A 16,684-nucleotide genomic window follows, 5' to 3' on the forward strand; every position below is an offset into this window, starting at 1 on the left:
CCCTTTCTGCATTCATAATTTGGTTAAATTCAGGTTACATATTTTTCTTAAAAATATCATAAAAATATAAACTAATAATCACATCCTTTTCACATAGAACCGGTATCATAACAATCACAGCAAGCAAATCACCGCAGAAAGGAATGATTCAGATGTTTAATCCATTTGCAGATGATAAAAAGAAAAAAGACCTGGCAAATCGTGATTTAAACAGTAACGATACGGAACACAGAAGCTCGAGCCAGACGGAGTGGCAGGGGGATTTTTACCATTACAGCAAGCCGTCGAACGAGCCCCCGGTTTACAGCTGGGAGCGGCCCTCCGTTCCCCAGCAGCCCGTTTTCGATTTTCAGGAGCCGCGCAAAAAAAAGCGCGGAGGCAGAAGGACTTTCGTCAAGGTACTGGCGGGGGTCATGTGCTGCCTGATGATTTCGGCCGGTTCCATCGCAGGGTTCGCGGCGCTGGTCAACAACGGGTATGTCAAGCTCGGGAACGCAAGCACCAGTGATCCGGCGTTTACCGTAACGAAGCTGGTCAACAGCGGCACCACCAACACCGCCGCAGTGACCGGGGAATTGACCAAGCAGCAGATTGCCGAAAAGGTGGTCCCGTCGGTCGTCTGTATCCAAAATTACCAGCTGGGCCAGAGCACCCGCTATACGATGGGCGGGAACGGTACGGGCAACACGGGAAGCAGCGACGAGGACAGCTCCGTCACCCCGACAAGCGAGGGTTCCGGCATTATTGCGACCAGCGACGGGTACATCATTACCAATGCGCACGTGGTCGAGGGCGCGTCTTCCCTTAAAGTTATTTTATCCAACGGAACGAAATATGAAGCGAAGCTGGTCGGCAGCGACAGCGTCACCGACCTGGCCGTTATCAAAATCGACGCAAAGGGCCTGACCGCGGCGGAATTCGGTTCCTCCGACGACCTCAAAGTCGCGGATACCGTCATGGCGATCGGCAACCCGGGCGGCCTGGAGTTCAACTCCAGCGTCACCATCGGTTATGTTTCCGCATTAAACCGTGAAATCACCAATTCCGATACCGGCTATACCATGAAATGCATCCAGACCGACGCAGCGATCAATCCGGGCAACTCCGGCGGCGCGCTGGTCAACATGTACGGCCAAGTCGTGGGCATCAATTCTTCCAAAATCGTAGCCACCGGGTATGAAGGCCTCGGCTTCTCCATCCCCATCAATGTGGCGCAGCCGATCATCAGCGACCTGAAGCAGTACGGCTACGTCAAGGACAGAGCGGTGCTCGGAATCTCCGGCCAGTTTATCGATACGATGACTTCCCGTTTCTACAACCTGCCCGTCGGCATGTACGTCGGCTCCGTCACGAATCCCGAAGTGACGTCGGCAGGGATTAAAAAGGGCGACGTGATCACGAAAATCGACGGCAAGGATGTGACCAGTCAGAACGTGATTACGAACGTGATTACGGGGAAGAAGCCGGGGGACACGGTTACGCTGAGCGTTACCAGTTCTCTTACGGGGGAAAGCTCTACCGCCAAAGTAAAGCTGGCCCAGTCAACAGGAAAATAAGTTTACAGCAACTTTTTCATAATACTCCCTTCTTTCATAAAAGCGGCGGAACCGAACCGGTCCCGTCGCTTTTATGTTTTATCAAACACGGTGCCCTTTGCGCGGGGCATCATGATATTGTCCACCCGGGCGGCCATGCGCTCCTGCGAAATGGCGTCGATCAGCATCTTGTCGATGGAGTTTCCGCTTCCCCCGACCAGACCGAACAGCATTTTTGTCGCGGCCTCCACGGTGGGGTGCTCGTAAAAACGGATAAGAAGCTTTTCCCCGTAGAAGATGAATTTCATCACGCGCAGACTGGGTGTTTCAATATAGGAAAGGTAAAGGAGCATGACCGTGCGGTCCTCTTCGTCCGTCGTCAGCTTTGCCGTCGCCCCCACCGTGTAAACGTCGCCGTTCAGCGTTACGTCGCTGCGACGGGGAACACCGTCCAGCCCGGCTGTAATTACGTTTTCGTCGGTCCCATCGTACATCGTGATCCTGCACAGGCCGGGTTCAAAGGAAAAGAAAACGCGGGTGATCCCCCCGGAAAAATTATTGGTCACGCACTGCAGAATAAGAGGGAGCAGCGTTCCGTAGCTGCTGCCCAGCCGGTACTCCTGTTTGTCGATTCCCGCGGCGAGCAAAGGCAGTTCCTCGGCTTTCGAGGGAAAAAATCTTTGCAGGAACGTGTGGAACGGATTGGATTTTCGCGGTCTGGGCGCCGTTTCGGGGACCGCGTATAGGCTGTCCAGCCTGCTTTTCAGCGAGCGGAGCGCGCGGATGTTCCGGGGTAAAGGATGGTCGAAAATCTTTTCTGCGCCGTCGCCGAAATAGGTTTCCACCGTTTCGATGGAAACGTCGGAAAACAGGTTCTGGCTTCCGCTTGTGATAGCCACCACCATGTCGCGCTTCGGAAGGACGATGACGTACTGGCCGAATACGCCGTTGTACTGGTATGCGTCCGTCGCGTGGAAATCCCATACCTGATACCCGTAGCCGACCGGACGGTTGTTTTCGCGGGACGGGGTCTGCACTTTGGTCGATTCCCGAATCCATTCCTCCGGGATGAGCTGCCGTGTTTCGCCGCCGACGTCCCAGCGGCCGCCCTGCAGATAAAGCTGGCCGAGCTTTGCCATATCCGCGATATGCAGGGAAAGCCCCCAGCCGCCCTTTTCGATTCCCAGCGGGCAGGTTTCCCAGTCCGCATCCTCAATCCCCAGCGGAGCGAAAAGCCGCGGGGTCAGATACTCCACCAGCCCCATACCGGTTTTTTTACGCACGATGGCGCTGAGCAGGTAGGAATTCATGCTGTTGTAGCTGAATTCGCTTCCGGGCTCGAAAATGCAGTCCGATGTCAGGAAGGCCCTCACCCAGTCCCTTTCCACAAAGGAACCGGCCTCGTTGAACTTGATGCCGCTGGTCATGTTCAGCAGGTGCCGGACGGTGATGCTGTTGATTCTGGGGCTGCGGAACATGACGCCCTTTTCGGGAAAGATGTCGATGACCTTTTCGTCAAGGGAAAGCAGGCCCTCCTCCATGGCGATTCCCACCGCCATGCCGGTAACGCTTTTGGAAAGGGAAAACATCATGTGCGGATACGCGGGGGAATAGGGCTTGAAGCTGCCCTGCGCAATCAGCTTTCCATGCCGCAGCAGCAGCACGCTGTGCGGACGGATGGCGTGGGAGGCGGCGAGCTCCTCAAAAAACTGCTCGATATATTCGCTGGGAATCCCCTCGTCCTCCGGTGTGGAGGCGGGAATCCCGCCGAAATCGATTTTCGGAGTATTCTTTTTCTTTTGCGGCTGAAACGGATACGGCGTGATGCGCCGCATATCGCCGCGGACAAATTTTATGACCAGATCAACGGTTTTCATCTGGGACAGCAGATCCAACATGGATTTAAACCCCCGGGTTAAAAGTCTTCATGGAATTCTCGATCATTTCTTCGAACGGCTCCCGATCATCGGAAGGGAAATCCCCCGTCAGCCCGAATTTCAGTGCAAGCCGTTCACAGGCGGCCGGAAGCATTTGCGAGAGCTCCTCCGGCACGTCCGGCAGCACGACGATCGCCTGATTGAGGCTTTCGATCAGATGGCCGGTTTTATCCGTGCCGTTCAGGCGCAGAACGCCTTTCGGTTCCCCGGACCTGCCGACGGGAATATGCAGGATTTTGAAAAGCGGCGGCGCGCAGTCCGGCATGCTTTCGGGCGAGTCGCCCACCACAAAGACGGCGGGGAGCGTCCGCAGAAGGCGCGCCATAGTGGAGCTGAGGTCCGTCTTTTTGGCGCAGATTTTCACGTCGGCGATACCCGACCCGTAAAAACGAAGCGCTTCCTCTATTTTATTCTGACAGCGCAGGGTCCTGTGCGCGAAATAAAAAATCAGTCCCGCGTTCATATTCCTTCCCCCCATGATAAAAGATTCTTTTTGACGGCCTCTTCATAGCTGTCCGGCCAGACCGGCTTTTTCCCGCCGTTCTTTGTATACCAGCAGTCCGGGTACACCGTTTTGCCGTTGTACGACGCCCTGGAAACGTCCACCTCGCTGCTTTCGCCGTCGCGGACTTTGCGGGCGACCACGACTTCCCTGAAATCCTTGAACTCATAGGAACAGGTGGAAAGCAGCACGATGCTGTCGTCCTTGTTGAAGCCGACGCCGGTGTTGTAAAGGGACCGTATCCGCATCTGATAAACAAAATTCAGGAAATCGCTGTCATCCCTAAAATCCGTTTTCATGTAATTGAACGGCTTGCCCTGTTCCGTCAGGGTGTTGGTCAGAAAAACGGAAATAACCTTCCACTGCGACTGGCTGTCGACCGTATCAAAGGTAAATACCGGGTTCTTTTTGTAAAAATCCAGCGATTTGTACCGGTCCAGCTGCGTAAACATCCGCCCCGAATTGAGCGAGTGCCCGTAAAGGACGATGCTGCGGGATTTCCCCTTTTCCACAGAGCAGTGCGCGTCCGCAAAGACGCTTCCGTATCCGGAGTACCGGTCGCGGTAGTCGTGGGTCAGGTAAAATTCCGGGTCCTTCGCGTCGGCCTGCAGAACCGGCAGGTCGATGACGGTGCCGGGAACCTTGATCCAGCCCACAATGGACGGGTTGATTTTCTGCAGCTCAAGAAACCGGATCAGCCGCCCCTGTCCGTCGCGTTCCGGCGGGGTGGAAGACACGGGCGAATCGTCCCCCGTGTCCGGCGTTTCGGAGCTTTCGGCGTAATAGACGCTTTTGATATCCTGCTGCTCCGTATCCGCGGCGGCGGGCAGGACGACAAGGTCCCAGACCAGATAAAGGGCGCAGCCGAGGAAAACGCAGACGGCGATCAGGCAGACGGTCTTATAAAGAATCAGCTTTTTGCCGTCCCCCTTCCAGGGCAGCAGAACGCGGTAAAAAGGAAGCCTTTTTTTCGTGTGTTCCCCGTTTTGCGGTTTCATGGCGGCACCCCCTTGTTTCCTTTCGGAATATTTTATACTTTTTTCGCGTAGGCGGCTTCTTCCAGCCCTCCGCAGCCCGCCAGATAGCGGCGCACCATGTCCAGCGCGTTGGAGGCGGCGAGCCAGCGCAGGTATTCGCGTCCCTTGGAAGCGCCGTGCTGCATTTTGCGCACCCAGGTATGTTCCCCGTCACAGAAAGCAATGTAAATCAGGCCGACGGGCTTTTCCGGCGTTCCGCCGTCCGGCCCCGCGATCCCGGTGATGCCGATGCCCAGCTCGCTGCCGGATTTCGCCCGGACCCCCTCGGCCATCGCGCGCGCGGTCTGCTCGCTGACGGCGCCGTACTGCTTCAGGGTGGACTCCGGTACGCCGAGCAGGAGCGTCTTGATCTCATTCGCGTAGGTGACGGCGCCCATCTGAAAGACCTTGCTCGCGCCCGCGATATCAGTGATGCGCTTGGCGAGCAGGCCGCCGGTGCAGGACTCCGCGGTGGCAAGGTGAAGGCCGCGCTTGCCGAGCTCCGTGACCACGACTTCTTCCAGGCTTTCCACGTCGATTCCGTAAATAAACTCGTGAAAACGGTTTTTGAGCTCTTCCACAACGGGGGCGCACATGGCCTGTGCTGTTTCCTGATTTTCCGCACGGGCGGTGACGCGCACGAACATTTCGCCGTCCTTGGCGTAGGTTGCCGCCGTCGGATTGGCACAGTCCGTCAGGTCGGGGATTTTTTCCGCGACAAAGCCTTCCCCCAGGCCGAACACGCGGACGATTCTGGAAACGATCACCGCCTGCCCGTCCTTTGTCAGGTAGGGGATCGCGTAGTTTTTCAGCATGGGAATCAGCTCGGACGGCGGGCCGGGCAGCATGATGATGATTTTGCCCGCGTCTGTTTCAAAGCCGCAGCCCGGCGCGGTGCCGTGGTCGTTGGGGAACACGGTGCAGCCCTCGGGAAGCAGCGCCTGCTTTTTCTGTGTTTCGCCCAGCACCCTTCCTTTGAAATAGCGGACGATCCTGTCCAGGCTTTCCTGATGCAGCACCAGCTTTTTGCCCGCGGTTTCCGCGATGGTTTCTTTGGTCAGGTCGTCGCCGGTAGGCCCCAGGCCCCCGGTGGTAATGACAAGGTCGCTGCGGCGAAGCGCGCTTTCCAGCGCTTCCTTCAGCCGTGAGACATTGTCGCCCACGGTTCCCGCGAACAGAAGGTTGACGCCGATGGTGGAAAGCTCCCTCGCGACAAAGGAGGCGTCGGTGTTGATTGTATGGCCGAGCAGAAGCTCGGTTCCTACGGAAATAATTTCAGCGTTCATTCTTTTTCCCCCGCTATTGATTCGGATAGATTTTTGTAAGTACGGCGTTCCGGACACATTCCTCGATCAGGCTTTCGCAGTCCAGCGCCTGTTCCGCTTCCAGAAGCTCCGGAAGCTTGGGCTGTGTGCGCGGATGCTTCGGCGTGAACACGGTGCAGCAGTCCTCAAACGGCTCTATGGAGATGTCAAAGGTATTGATCCTGCGCGAAATTTCAATGATTTCCAACTTGTCCATTCCGATCAGCGGACGCAGGACCGGCATCTCGGAGGCCTGATCGGTGCAGACAATGGCCCGCAGGGTCTGGCTCGCCACCTGGCCCAGGCTTTCGCCGGTAATCAGCGCGGAACAGCTTTCCCTGCGGGCGATTTTTTCACCGATCCGCATCATAAACCGCCTCATAATTAAGGTGAACAGGTCCTCCGGGCATTTCGCCATGATTTCCTCCTGCACCTTTGCAAACGGAACGGTAAACAGGTGCATTCTGCCGGAGTATTCGCCGACGCGGGCCAGCAGCCGGTGCACCTTCTGCTCCGCGCGCTCGCTGGTGTACGGCGGGCTGGCAAAGTGGACGGCGGTCAGCTCCAAGCCGCGTTTTGCCATCGTCCACGCGGCAACGGGGCTGTCGATTCCGCCGCTGATCAGGATGGCGGCGTTTCCGCCGGTACCCACCGGGATTCCGCCCGCGCCCTTCAGTGCCGGTCCGTGAACGTAGGCCCCGAAATCGCGTACCTCCACCCGCACGGTGATGTCGGGGTCGTGTACGTCGACACAGAGGTGTGGGTACCGTTCCAGCAGGTATTCGCCCACCTGCGCGGAAATCTCCGGCGATTTCAGCGGAAAAATCTTATCGGCGCGCTTTGTCTCCACCTTAAAGCTTTTCGCGGCCAGCAACTCCGGCTTCAGGTATTCGGCGGACGCTTCCAGAATGGCGTTCATCTCTTTTTTTACCACACAGGCGCGTGAAAACGCGGCAATCCCGAATATTTTGGAAACCCGCTCCACAGCCGCGTCCAGATCGGCCCCCTCGCGGGGGGTGACGTAAACGGTCGACTGGGCGGTCTTTACGTCAAAACCGCCCAGAGGATTCAAACGACGCTTGATATTCCGGATCAGGGCGGCCTCGAACACATTCCGGTTCAGCCCCTTAAGAACCATTTCTCCCAGTTTGATTAAGATGATTTCTTCCATTTAAATTCTCCTGTTACGGTTTTTTAGTCAGTGAGGAAAGCCCCTCTCTTAAAGCGTCCACCAGCTCGTCAATGTCCTCGTGGGTATTGTAGCGGGAAAAGCTGAGCCGCAGGGAGGAGGCGATCCGGTCGTGGGGAAGGCCCATAGCGGCCAGCACATGGCTTGCCTTTCCTTTGGAGCAGGCGGAGCCGGAGGAAACGTAAATTTCTTTGGCGGAGAGATAGTGCAGCATGGTTTCCGCGCGCACGCCGCCGGCGGAGAAATTCACAATATAGGGGATGGCGTCTTCGGGGGAATTCAGCGTGACGCCGTCGATTTCCAGCAGCCTTTGCCGGCAGTACGAGCTGAGCCTTGCCATGGCTTCCATCTGGGTGCCGGGTTCCGGCAGCGCCCGGATTGCCGCGCCGAAGCCCGCGATCAGCGGAGCGCCTTCCGTGCCGGGGCGGATATTTTTTTCCTGCCCGCCGCCGTAAGTGCGCGGAACGAGGTGTACGCCCTTTCGCAGGTACAGCGCGCCCACACCCTTCGGTCCGTGGATTTTATGCGCGCTCACGCTCATCAGGTCAATTTTTAGTCTGCCCGGTTTTAAAGGGATTTTGCCAAATGCCTGTACCGCGTCGACGTGAAAAAGCGCCGGGGCCTTCGCGGCGGCAATCGCGGCGGGAACCGCTTCCAGCGGAAGAAAGGTGCCGACCTCGTTGTTCACACACATCATGCTGACCAGAACGGTGCGCGGTGTCACCGCGCGGAACACCTGCTCCGGCTTGATTTTTCCGCTGCCGTCCGGTTTCAGATAGGTAACGGCAAACCCCTCTTTTTCAAGCTGCGCCATCGTGTTGAGTACGGAAGGATGCTCTATCATCGTGGTTACAATGTGGTTCCCACGGCGGCGCATCGCGTGTGCCGCGCCGAAAACCGCAAGGTTGTTGCTCTCCGTCCCGCCGGAGGTAAAGTAGATTTCTTCCTGTAAAACACCGAGAAGATCGGCGATTTCCTGTCTTGCCGCGGAAAGCTCCTGTTCGGCGTAAAAGCCTTTCGTGTGAAGGCTGGAGGGGTTTCCGTAATTGTCCATCATCATCTCCATCACTTTGTCGGCGGCCTCTCTGCAAACCATGGTGGTGGAGGAATTGTCAAGATATATTTCACCCAATGGGGATACCTCCAAGTCATTAATTGATATTACTATATTATACACCTTGCATGTATTTTGAGCAATGAAAACACCCCCGGAGCGATTTGCATTTTTATAAATTTGTATTATAATAAACGAAGACGGGATGCCGGCACGGAACCCGTATCCGGGACAGAGAGGAAAGGGAAAAACGGTGAAAAACACAAAACAGCGCTGCGCCATTATGCAGATTCTGAAGCAGAGCAGCGACCCTGTGAGCGCAGAGGATATTTTTGCGGCGCTGAAGGCCGAAAATCCAAGCCTGGCCCTCTCCACCGTTTACCGCAATCTGGAGCGCTTCGCCGGGGACGGGCTGATTAAAAAAGACGTCTGGAGAGACGGGATCGTGCGGTACTCCATTGCGCAGGAGCATCACGGGCATTATCTGATCTGCACCGAATGCAGCGCCAAAATCAGGATAGAGGATTGTCCTCTGACCGGGATCGAGCAGGGACTGGCCCACGACACGGGCTATGAGATAGAGGGGCACACGCTGACCATTTACGGAAAATGTCCCAAATGCGTCCGGCGTGAAAAAGCGCGGAAAGCGCAGAATCAGTAAAGGGACTGTTGGAAAAATAGTTTTACCTACAGCATTTCCAGTTGATTCTGCAACACTGAAATGGGATTGCTGTAAAAAGAGTACACAAAAAAAGCGTCTTGATTGGGCTGTAAAAGCCGTCTCAAGGCGCATTTTTATGCTGTATATGCAATTTTGCCGTGCACTTTTTATGAATTGCGCTCCGACAGTTCGTTGATCAGGAAAAAAATGTTTTTTCCTGACTGGGACGTGTCAAAGGTCTTCAGAGACGCCCGCATTTCCTCCAGCCGCCTGTTGTCCGCCAGCAGGGAAAGGATGGTTTCGCCGGGATCGACGCCTTTTTCCAGCTTGACCGCCATGTTGTGGGAAAGCAGGAAGTTTGCGTTATCCTCCTCCTGACCGGGAATCGCGTCAAACACCGCCAGCGGGATGTTGCACGCAAGCGCTTCCGAAACGGTCAGCCCGCCGGGCTTAGTGATAATCAGGTCGGACGCGTGCATATAGTTTTCCACTTCGTCGGTGAAAAAGACCAGCTTGGTCTTTTTGGGGCTCTGCGCGATCACCGGGGCGAAAGCCTCGTACAGCTTCTGGTTGCGGCCGGTGATGACGATCGCCTGAAACTCGATAGGAAGCTGCGTCAGGTGCTTATAGATTTTCATGATGTTGGTGACGCCGAAGCTGCCCGCCATAATCAGGATGGTCGGCAGGTCCTCGTCCAGGCCGAATTTTTTTAGCAGGGTGGGCCTGTCGCCCTCGCAGTAGAAAACATCTCCCACGGGAATGCCGAACGGGTAAATCTTTTCGGTGGGGACGCCCATCGCGTTCATTTCCGGAATCATATCCTTTGTGGAAACGATATACGCGTCCACATGCTCCGCAATCCACGCCCGGTGCGGGCCGTAGTCCGTCATCAGGCAGATCAGCGGGGCCTTCACAATCCCTTTGCCCTTTAAGTGGGAAACCATTTCCGTTGCAAACGGATGAGTGGAGATGATCACGTCGGGCTTCTGCTCCTCCATCAAAGGAATCAGTTTCTGGCTGAACGCGCTGGAAAAACGGGTCACCAGATTGGCAAGCAGGCTTTCCTGATTGGTTTTCCGGTAAAGCTGCCCAAACACCTTCGGCGTTTTGGTTGCCAGAAAATGGTACCCCTCGCAGACCGTCTTGTCCAATATGGCGTTGATGCTCTTCAGCGCGTCGACCACGGCCACCTCGTTGCCCGTGGAATTTTCTGCAATATATTTTTCAATGGCATGGGAGGCTCTCAGATGTCCTCCGCCCGTTGCAGCCGAAAGAATTAAGATCTTCACACCAATCCTCCTTTAGTCAGGGATCGTATTTCCCATCATACTGCGGCTGATCTGAAAAGAAACGGGAAACCTGTAACCGTTTTTTCCGGATTGCTATATCTTTGGTAATTATATCATATATTTATAAAAGTTGCCAATGAAATTCCCTCAAAGTCCCGCCCACGGCCCGCAGACGGTTATAAAGCTGTAACTTTACTTTTACAGGGCCGCGTTATATAATGATACCAGCATTCTGAGGATGTATCAGCAACTTGAGAATTTACTGTTATTTGGGAGGCCCAATATGACCGATGCAAACATGATTGACATTTCTTCCGGGGCGCCGAACTCCGGCGGAAAAAAACGCGCAAGGATCGCGGCTGTGATTGCCGGGGTGGTCCTGCTTGCTACGGTCGGCGGCCTGTTCGGCAAACAGCTGTATGAGGCTTATCGGCACCGCCAGGAGGTTTCGGCGGCAATTGACGTGGATACCTTTTATAAGGGAATCGTCGTCGCCGGCGTCGATCTGGGCGGAAAGACCATGGAGCAGGCCAAAGCTGCCGTTACCGCGGCCGAGCCCGGACTGCGCGATAAATACGATATCAGGATCGTTTATCAGAATAAAACCTGGCAGCTGACCGAGGACGACCTCAACTTTCAGTTCAATACGGACGCCGTGCTGAAAGAGGCGTATGCCTATGCGCGCACGGGGGACAGGGAAGAGCGCTATCAGCAGGTGCTGGCGCTGCAGACTGCTCCTAAAACGTACAATGTCACCAATACGATGAATTACGATAATCTGGACGCCAAGCTGAAAGAGACGGTCAAGGGAATTGCCTATGACCCGGTCGACGCGACGGTGGCCTCCTTTGACACGAACACCGCGACCTTCCGTTATACCGACGGTAAAAACGGCCTTGCGGTCGATGAAAACAGGCTTTACACACAGGTGGAAGCGCTGATCAACGGACCCCGCACCGGAACGGTGGAAGTACCGACGACGGTGGTTCCGTTCAGCAAAACCATTGCGGAGGTAAAAAGCCACCTGCAGAAGCTGGGGACCTACAGCACCACGTCCACCAACAACGCGAACGGCACCCATAACATGGCGCTGGCCCTCTCCAAAATCAACGGAACCAGTATTCCGGCGGGCGGCACGTTTTCCTTTAACGGGATCGTCGGCGATTCTACCAGCAAGGCAAGCGGTTTCCTTGAGGCGGGAGCGATTCTGAACGGCAGGCTGATCCAGTCCTACGGCGGCGGAATCTGTCAGGCGTCCACCACCGTTTACGGCGCGGCGCTCCGTTCCAGCATGAAGATCACACAGCGCTCCAACCATACGCTTCAGTCCACCTACTGCCCGATCGGCCAGGACGCTGCGGTCAGTTACCCGGATCTGGATTTTAAATTCCAAAATCCCACGGAATATCCCATCTACATTGTCTCCGGCATCAAGGGAAAGGTGCTCACCGTAACTTTTTACGGGTACCAGTCGCCGGATTATGACAGCATTACCGTCACCTCGCAGAAGACAGAGACGATCGCCGCGCCGACCACCCCGAAATACATTGTTGACAAAACGCTGGCAAAAGGGGTCGTCAAGCTGGACTCCAAAGCACGTACAGGGGCAAGGGCGACCGCGCAGCGCGTTTTTTATAAAAACGGCGTCGTGGTAAAAACGGAAAACCTGTCCTCCTCCTATTATCGTGCGCAGCCCGCGTATTATTCCATGGGTCCCGGAACAACGGTGAGCGGTAATCCCGCATCCACCGCTTCCTCCAAGCCGGCAAGTTCTTCCAAACCGCCCGCCAGTTCCTCTAAACCGGCAGGTTCTTCCTCTTCGCCGGGTGCGGGCAGTTCATCCCCCGTGTCCTCCCAGGCGGATCAGGACAACGGCGGGCAGTCCGATGACACCGAGTCCGACACGGTTCCGGCGAACATTATCATTCCCGAATAACCGGCTTTTCAGGGTGTGGCTCAGGCTGCACCCTGGTTTTAAATTGGACTTGACTTTTTGTCTTATTTCTGCAAAAATGAGAAAGACGAACGGGATATTCTTTCATTACGTAAACAAAATAAACAACATACTGTTTAAAACGATACAATTCTAAAAAGGCGGCTGTTTTGCCGCAGGCCAAGAAAGGATGAGCTGATGTTGTCTGAAAAGGTAGCTGCACCGAAGATTAGCATTATCATACCGGTCTACAATGTTGAAAAATATATCGGCAAATGCCTGTCTGCTTTGGTCGGCCAGACATTTAGCGATTTTGAAATTATCGCCGTCAATGACGGCTCCAAAGACGATTCCCTCGATATCCTCCGCCGTTTTGAGGAGAGATACGATTTTGTGAAGGTGGTTGACCAGAAAAACGGCGGCATCGCCAATGCGCGCAACAACGGCCTTGCGGCCGCGCGCGGCGAATACGTCTGTTTTGTGGACAGCGACGACTATGTCTCGCCCACTTATCTGGAAGAGCTGTACAACGCCTGTGTGGACACGGGCAGCGATATCGCCTGCTGTTATTACTATTTCCACTTTGTTGAAAATGATTTCCTGTTTGAATATCCGTTCCGCTGCCGCGGGATTCTGAAGCCTGCCGAGGCGATGAAAAAACTTCTGCGCGATGTGGAAATTCAGAGCCTTGTCTGGAACAAGATGTATAAACGCTCCCTTTTTACAGATTATGATATCAAGTTCCCGACCATGTGCTTTGAAGATATGGCCGTTGCGAACAAAATTTTTGTACATGCAAACCAGGTGGTCGTCATCGACCGCCCGCTCTACTACTACAATCAGCATCCGGCCAGCACCTTGGCCACCATGAATGCGGACAAGATCAACGACTTCATCCGCGCGATCGCCATGGTCCGTATTTCGCTGGAAAAAAACGGGCTTTACGAAAAATACAAGAAGAGCTATCTGGCGCTCACCAGAAAAACATGCGCCTGCTGTTATTTGTATGTATTAAAGCTGCATAATGAGAAAAAATGTATGCGTGGGTGCATGGCCAACATGCGCCGGATATCGCGTGCCATCAGGCATTATTCCGCGGATGAGTTCAGTCCTACGACCATGTTCAGCGAGCTGCCGGATGTGGTGGATGCTCCCGAAAAGCTGGAAAAGGACTACTCCACCCGCTGAAGAAAGTGGGAGTAAACGGAGAATATGAGCGAGAGCAGAAACAGGCCGTCTAAAATATTTCGGATTGCGCTTTTTGCGCTGACTTTGGGGTTGCTGGCCTATTTCTGTCTTACGGACAATCATCTGCTTACTCTGCTGTACAGCTTTCACACACTTGACCCGTACTGGCTTCTGGGCGCTTTTGGCTGTGTGGTGCTCAGCTGGATGATGGAAGGCCTTGTCACCCAAAATCTTGTCGCCGCTTCCTGTCACGGGGAGTACGGCTTCCGGCATGCCTTTAAGGTGACGATGGTCGGACAGTATTTCAACTCCGTGTCGCCGTTCGCGGCGGCCGGCCAGCCGATGCAGGTGCTTGCTCTGACAAGGCAGGGTGTTGCCTCCGGGATCGCTCTGTCTGCTTTGGTGCGCAAATTTTTGGTTTATCAGATTTCCATCACCGTTTATTCCATGGCGGTCATCCTGATCAAATATTCGTTTTTTCGCAGCAAATTTCAGAGCTTTATGGCGTTGGCAGTCGTCGGGTTTCTCTGTCAGTCCGCGGTGGTGATCCTGCTTCTTTTATTTACCCACAGCCCGGCTTTCACCACAAGGCTGATCCATAGCTGCGTGTGGGTTCTGACAAAGCTCCATATTGTGAAAAATCCGAAGCAGGCCGATGAGAAGGTAAAAAGCCAGCTGGAATTTTACATGAGAAACAACAGGGCCATGATGGGAAACCGGCGGATGAAAGGAAAAGTGTACGCGTACACCGCGGTTCAGCTTACCGCCGTTTTCGCGGTGCCTTTTTTTATCTATAAGGCTTTTCACAGTCCCGGCGCACCGTTTGTGGATATGGTGGCAGCGCAGAGCTTTGTCACCATGATTTCCACCTATACGCCGCTGCCGGGTGCCGCTGGGGCGGCGGAAGGCAGTTTTCTGGTTATTTTTCAGATCTTTTTCGGGCAGGACATTCTTCATCAGGCCATGCTGCTCTGGCGGTTTACCGCTTATTATTCCTGTATCATCGTCGGGGCGTTTTTTGCTGGGCTGGACCGGAAAAGCGGAAAGCGAAGCCCGCGTGGAAGATCTTCGTAATATCAATTTTATCATGGGAGGGGGCAGGCATTGGGTTTTCCGTATGCTGCGGCGCAGAAAACGGGACAGGCCCGGTGCCGTGTTACATGAAGGACGGTTTTTTCAGGGTGGCGGCGGCGACGCCGTCCATTAAGGTTGCCGACTGTGAATATAATAAAAATCAGATTCTCGATCAGATGCGCGAGTGCGAAAAGCGCGGGGTGGCCGCGGTGGTTTTCCCGGAGCTTTGCCTGACCGGGTACACCTGCGGCGATCTGTTCCGCGACCGCACGCTGATTTCCGCCGCGCAAAAGGCGCTCGGCGAAATTCTGGAGCAGACCCGCGGGATGAACCTGCTCGCGGTGGTCGGTCTTCCCGTCCCGGTCGGGGCGGATCTTTACAACTGCGCGGCGGTTATCTGCCGCGGGAAGCTGCTGGGGCTGCCGGCCAAGAGCAGCATTCCGAATTACAGCGAATTTTATGAAGCCAGGCATTTCACGCCCGCGCCCGCGTACGCGGAAACCCGCTTCTGCGGCGAGACCGTTCCGCTGGGAAACAGCCTGATTTTCCGGTGCGAAAGCGCGCCGGAGCTGGTGGTCGGCGTGGAAATCTGTGAGGACCTGTGGACCTGCTGCCCGCCGTCCGCGCAGCTGGCGCAGTGCGGGGCAACCCTGCTGCTCAACCCGTCCGCGAGCGACGAGATCATCGGGAAGGCGCCCTACCGCCGCAATCTGGTCAACGGGCAGTCCGCGCGGCTGCTCGCGGCCTACGCTTACGCCGACGCCGGGGAAGGAGAGTCCTCCACCGATCTGGTGTACTCCGGGCACAACGTGATTGCCGAAAACGGAACGGTTCTTGCCGAATCGAAGCTGTTTACGACGGGGCTGACCGTGGCGGATGTCGACCTGCAGCGCATGCTTCAGGAACGCCTGCGCACCACCACGTGGTCAAACGCGGGAGAAGCCTGTGAGGTCGGCTTTGACATGGACATGCCCGATCCCGCGCTGGAGCGGAAATTCCCGGCGCTTCCCTTTGTGCCGGACGATACCAAAGATTTGAGCGAGCGGTGCGAAATGATCCTGAACATGCAGGCCGCGGGTCTCAAAACGAGACTGAAGCACACCGGCTCCAAATGCGCGGTGATCGGCGTTTCAGGCGGGCTGGATTCCACGCTTGCCCTGCTTGTCATTGTGCGCGCGTTCGATCTCTTAAAGCTGGACCGCAAGGGAATTCTGGCGGTAACGATGCCCGGTTTCGGCACGACGAAGCGGACCAAAGGCAATGCCCAGCGCCTTTCCGAAATGCTGGGGGTCACCCTGAAGGAGATTCCCATCGGAGAATCGGTATCCAGGCATTTTGAGGATATCGGCCACGACCCGAATGTGCGTGACGTCACCTATGAGAACGCACAGGCGCGCGAACGCACGCAGGTCCTGATGGATCTGGCGAATCAGTGCGGGGGGCTGGTCATCGGCACGGGCGACCTGTCGGAGGTCGCGCTCGGCTGGGCCACCTATAACGGCGACATTATGTCCATGTACAGCGTGAACTGCTCCATCCCAAAAACGCTGGTGCGGCATCTTGTGCATCACGCCGCCATCAACAGCGGCAAAGAACTGTGCGCGCTGCTGGAGGACGTGCTGGACACTCCGGTCAGTCCGGAGCTTCTCCCGCCGGAAAACGGGGTCATCGCCCAGAAAACGGAAAATATTGTCGGTCCCTACGAGCTGCATGATTTCTTCCTGTACTACATGCTTCGCTTCGGGTTCACGCCCGCGAAGATTTACCATATGGCACAGAGCGCGTTTGCCGGGACCTACGACGGTGCGACGATCAAAAAATGGCTGACGACCTTTTACCAGCGGTTTTTTACGCACCAGTTCAAGCGTTCCTGCCTGCCGGACGGCCCGAAGGTCGGCAGCGTCACGCTGTCCCCACGCGGGGACTGGCGGATGCCCAGCGACGCTTCTTCGACTCTCTGGCTCAGGGAGATCGAATCGCTGTAATCTAACCCCTGCCTCCC

General features: G+C 55.5%; 13 protein-coding genes. 6 read left to right on the top strand and 7 right to left on the bottom strand.

The window, feature by feature from the left end:
- Window positions 1-152: 152 nt before the first annotated feature.
- Window positions 153-1,556 carry a S1C family serine protease gene (locus ACRQU7_RS02370; RefSeq protein WP_444643378.1) on the top strand — a complete coding sequence of 468 codons (1,404 nt, stop codon included), beginning with the start codon at window positions 153-155 and terminating at the stop codon, window positions 1,554-1,556.
- Window positions 1,557-1,627: 71 nt separating this feature from the next.
- Here ACRQU7_RS02370 and ACRQU7_RS02375 read toward each other — a convergent pair whose 3' ends face one another.
- Genes ACRQU7_RS02375 through ACRQU7_RS02400 form a run of 6 tightly spaced genes read right to left on the bottom strand, consistent with a single transcriptional unit; the run spans window position 1,628 to window position 8,615 of the window.
- Window positions 1,628-3,433 carry a serine hydrolase domain-containing protein gene (locus ACRQU7_RS02375; protein ID WP_444643380.1) on the bottom strand — a complete coding sequence of 602 codons (1,806 nt, stop codon included), beginning with the start codon at window positions 3,431-3,433 and terminating at the stop codon, window positions 1,628-1,630.
- Between the two features lie 4 nt (window positions 3,434-3,437).
- A complete protein-coding gene (locus tag ACRQU7_RS02380) occupies window positions 3,438-3,935 on the bottom strand; it encodes a hypothetical protein (RefSeq protein ID WP_444643382.1) in 498 nt (165 codons plus the stop codon).
- Window positions 3,932-4,972, bottom strand: a complete 1,041-nt coding sequence (srtB, locus tag ACRQU7_RS02385) for a class B sortase (protein ID WP_444643384.1) — start codon at window positions 4,970-4,972, stop codon at window positions 3,932-3,934. Before srtB ends, ACRQU7_RS02380 begins: the two co-directional genes overlap by 4 nt.
- Before the next feature lie 32 nt (window positions 4,973-5,004).
- Complete coding sequence (locus ACRQU7_RS02390) at window positions 5,005-6,276, bottom strand: competence/damage-inducible protein A (protein WP_444643386.1); 1,272 nt, start codon at window positions 6,274-6,276, stop codon at window positions 5,005-5,007.
- 13 nt (window positions 6,277-6,289) lie between these two features.
- Entirely contained in the window at window positions 6,290-7,465 is a 1,176-nt protein-coding gene (thiI, locus tag ACRQU7_RS02395; RefSeq protein WP_444643388.1) for a tRNA uracil 4-sulfurtransferase ThiI, read from the bottom strand.
- 13 nt (window positions 7,466-7,478) lie between these two features.
- Window positions 7,479-8,615 (bottom strand): cysteine desulfurase family protein, encoded by a 1,137-nt coding sequence (locus ACRQU7_RS02400; RefSeq protein ID WP_444643390.1) that lies wholly within the window; start codon window positions 8,613-8,615, stop codon window positions 7,479-7,481.
- Between the two features lie 175 nt (window positions 8,616-8,790).
- Here ACRQU7_RS02400 and ACRQU7_RS02405 point away from each other — a divergent pair, with 175 nt between their 5' ends.
- Window positions 8,791-9,198, top strand: a complete 408-nt coding sequence (locus ACRQU7_RS02405; RefSeq protein WP_444643392.1) for a Fur family transcriptional regulator — start codon at window positions 8,791-8,793, stop codon at window positions 9,196-9,198.
- A 167-nt stretch (window positions 9,199-9,365) separates the two neighbouring features.
- Here the strand turns inward: ACRQU7_RS02405 and ACRQU7_RS02410 are convergent, their stop codons facing one another.
- Window positions 9,366-10,487 carry an MGDG synthase family glycosyltransferase gene (locus ACRQU7_RS02410; RefSeq protein WP_444643394.1) on the bottom strand — a complete coding sequence of 374 codons (1,122 nt, stop codon included), beginning with the start codon at window positions 10,485-10,487 and terminating at the stop codon, window positions 9,366-9,368.
- A gap of 283 nt (window positions 10,488-10,770) precedes the next feature.
- On the opposite strand from ACRQU7_RS02410, the gene ACRQU7_RS02415 reads away from it, so the two are divergent.
- From ACRQU7_RS02415 to ACRQU7_RS02430, 4 genes are all read left to right on the top strand, one after another.
- Window positions 10,771-12,423 (top strand): VanW family protein, encoded by a 1,653-nt coding sequence (locus tag ACRQU7_RS02415; RefSeq protein WP_444643396.1) that lies wholly within the window; start codon window positions 10,771-10,773, stop codon window positions 12,421-12,423.
- 195 nt (window positions 12,424-12,618) lie between these two features.
- On the top strand, window positions 12,619-13,608 hold the full coding sequence (locus tag ACRQU7_RS02420) for a glycosyltransferase family 2 protein (protein ID WP_444643398.1): 990 nt from the start codon (window positions 12,619-12,621) through the stop codon (window positions 13,606-13,608).
- 24 nt (window positions 13,609-13,632) lie between these two features.
- Window positions 13,633-14,682, top strand: a complete 1,050-nt coding sequence (locus tag ACRQU7_RS02425) for a lysylphosphatidylglycerol synthase transmembrane domain-containing protein (protein WP_444643400.1) — start codon at window positions 13,633-13,635, stop codon at window positions 14,680-14,682.
- Window positions 14,683-14,768: 86 nt separating this feature from the next.
- The gene (locus tag ACRQU7_RS02430) at window positions 14,769-16,667 is read left to right on the top strand and encodes an NAD(+) synthase (RefSeq protein ID WP_444643402.1); all 1,899 of its coding nucleotides are present in this window, start codon (window positions 14,769-14,771) and stop codon (window positions 16,665-16,667) included.
- Window positions 16,668-16,684: the final 17 nt, after the last annotated feature.

The organism is Caproiciproducens puteiluti (assembly GCF_052442865.1).
Taxonomy (GTDB): Bacteria; Bacillota; Clostridia; order Oscillospirales; family Acutalibacteraceae; genus Caproiciproducens.

Coding starts and splice junctions, on each gene's coding strand:
- ACRQU7_RS02375 (WP_444643380.1), bottom strand. CDS start 3,433: ATGTTGGATCTGCTGTCCCAGATGAAAACCGTTGATCTGGTCATAAAA.
- ACRQU7_RS02425 (WP_444643400.1), top strand. CDS start 13,633: ATGAGCGAGAGCAGAAACAGGCCGTCTAAAATATTTCGGATTGCGCTT.
- ACRQU7_RS02430 (WP_444643402.1), top strand. CDS start 14,769: ATGAAGGACGGTTTTTTCAGGGTGGCGGCGGCGACGCCGTCCATTAAG.
- ACRQU7_RS02380 (WP_444643382.1), bottom strand. CDS start 3,935: ATGAACGCGGGACTGATTTTTTATTTCGCGCACAGGACCCTGCGCTGT.
- thiI (WP_444643388.1), bottom strand. CDS start 7,465: ATGGAAGAAATCATCTTAATCAAACTGGGAGAAATGGTTCTTAAGGGG.
- ACRQU7_RS02390 (WP_444643386.1), bottom strand. CDS start 6,276: ATGAACGCTGAAATTATTTCCGTAGGAACCGAGCTTCTGCTCGGCCAT.
- ACRQU7_RS02415 (WP_444643396.1), top strand. CDS start 10,771: ATGACCGATGCAAACATGATTGACATTTCTTCCGGGGCGCCGAACTCC.
- ACRQU7_RS02370 (WP_444643378.1), top strand. CDS start 153: ATGTTTAATCCATTTGCAGATGATAAAAAGAAAAAAGACCTGGCAAAT.
- srtB (WP_444643384.1), bottom strand. CDS start 4,972: ATGAAACCGCAAAACGGGGAACACACGAAAAAAAGGCTTCCTTTTTAC.
- ACRQU7_RS02420 (WP_444643398.1), top strand. CDS start 12,619: ATGTTGTCTGAAAAGGTAGCTGCACCGAAGATTAGCATTATCATACCG.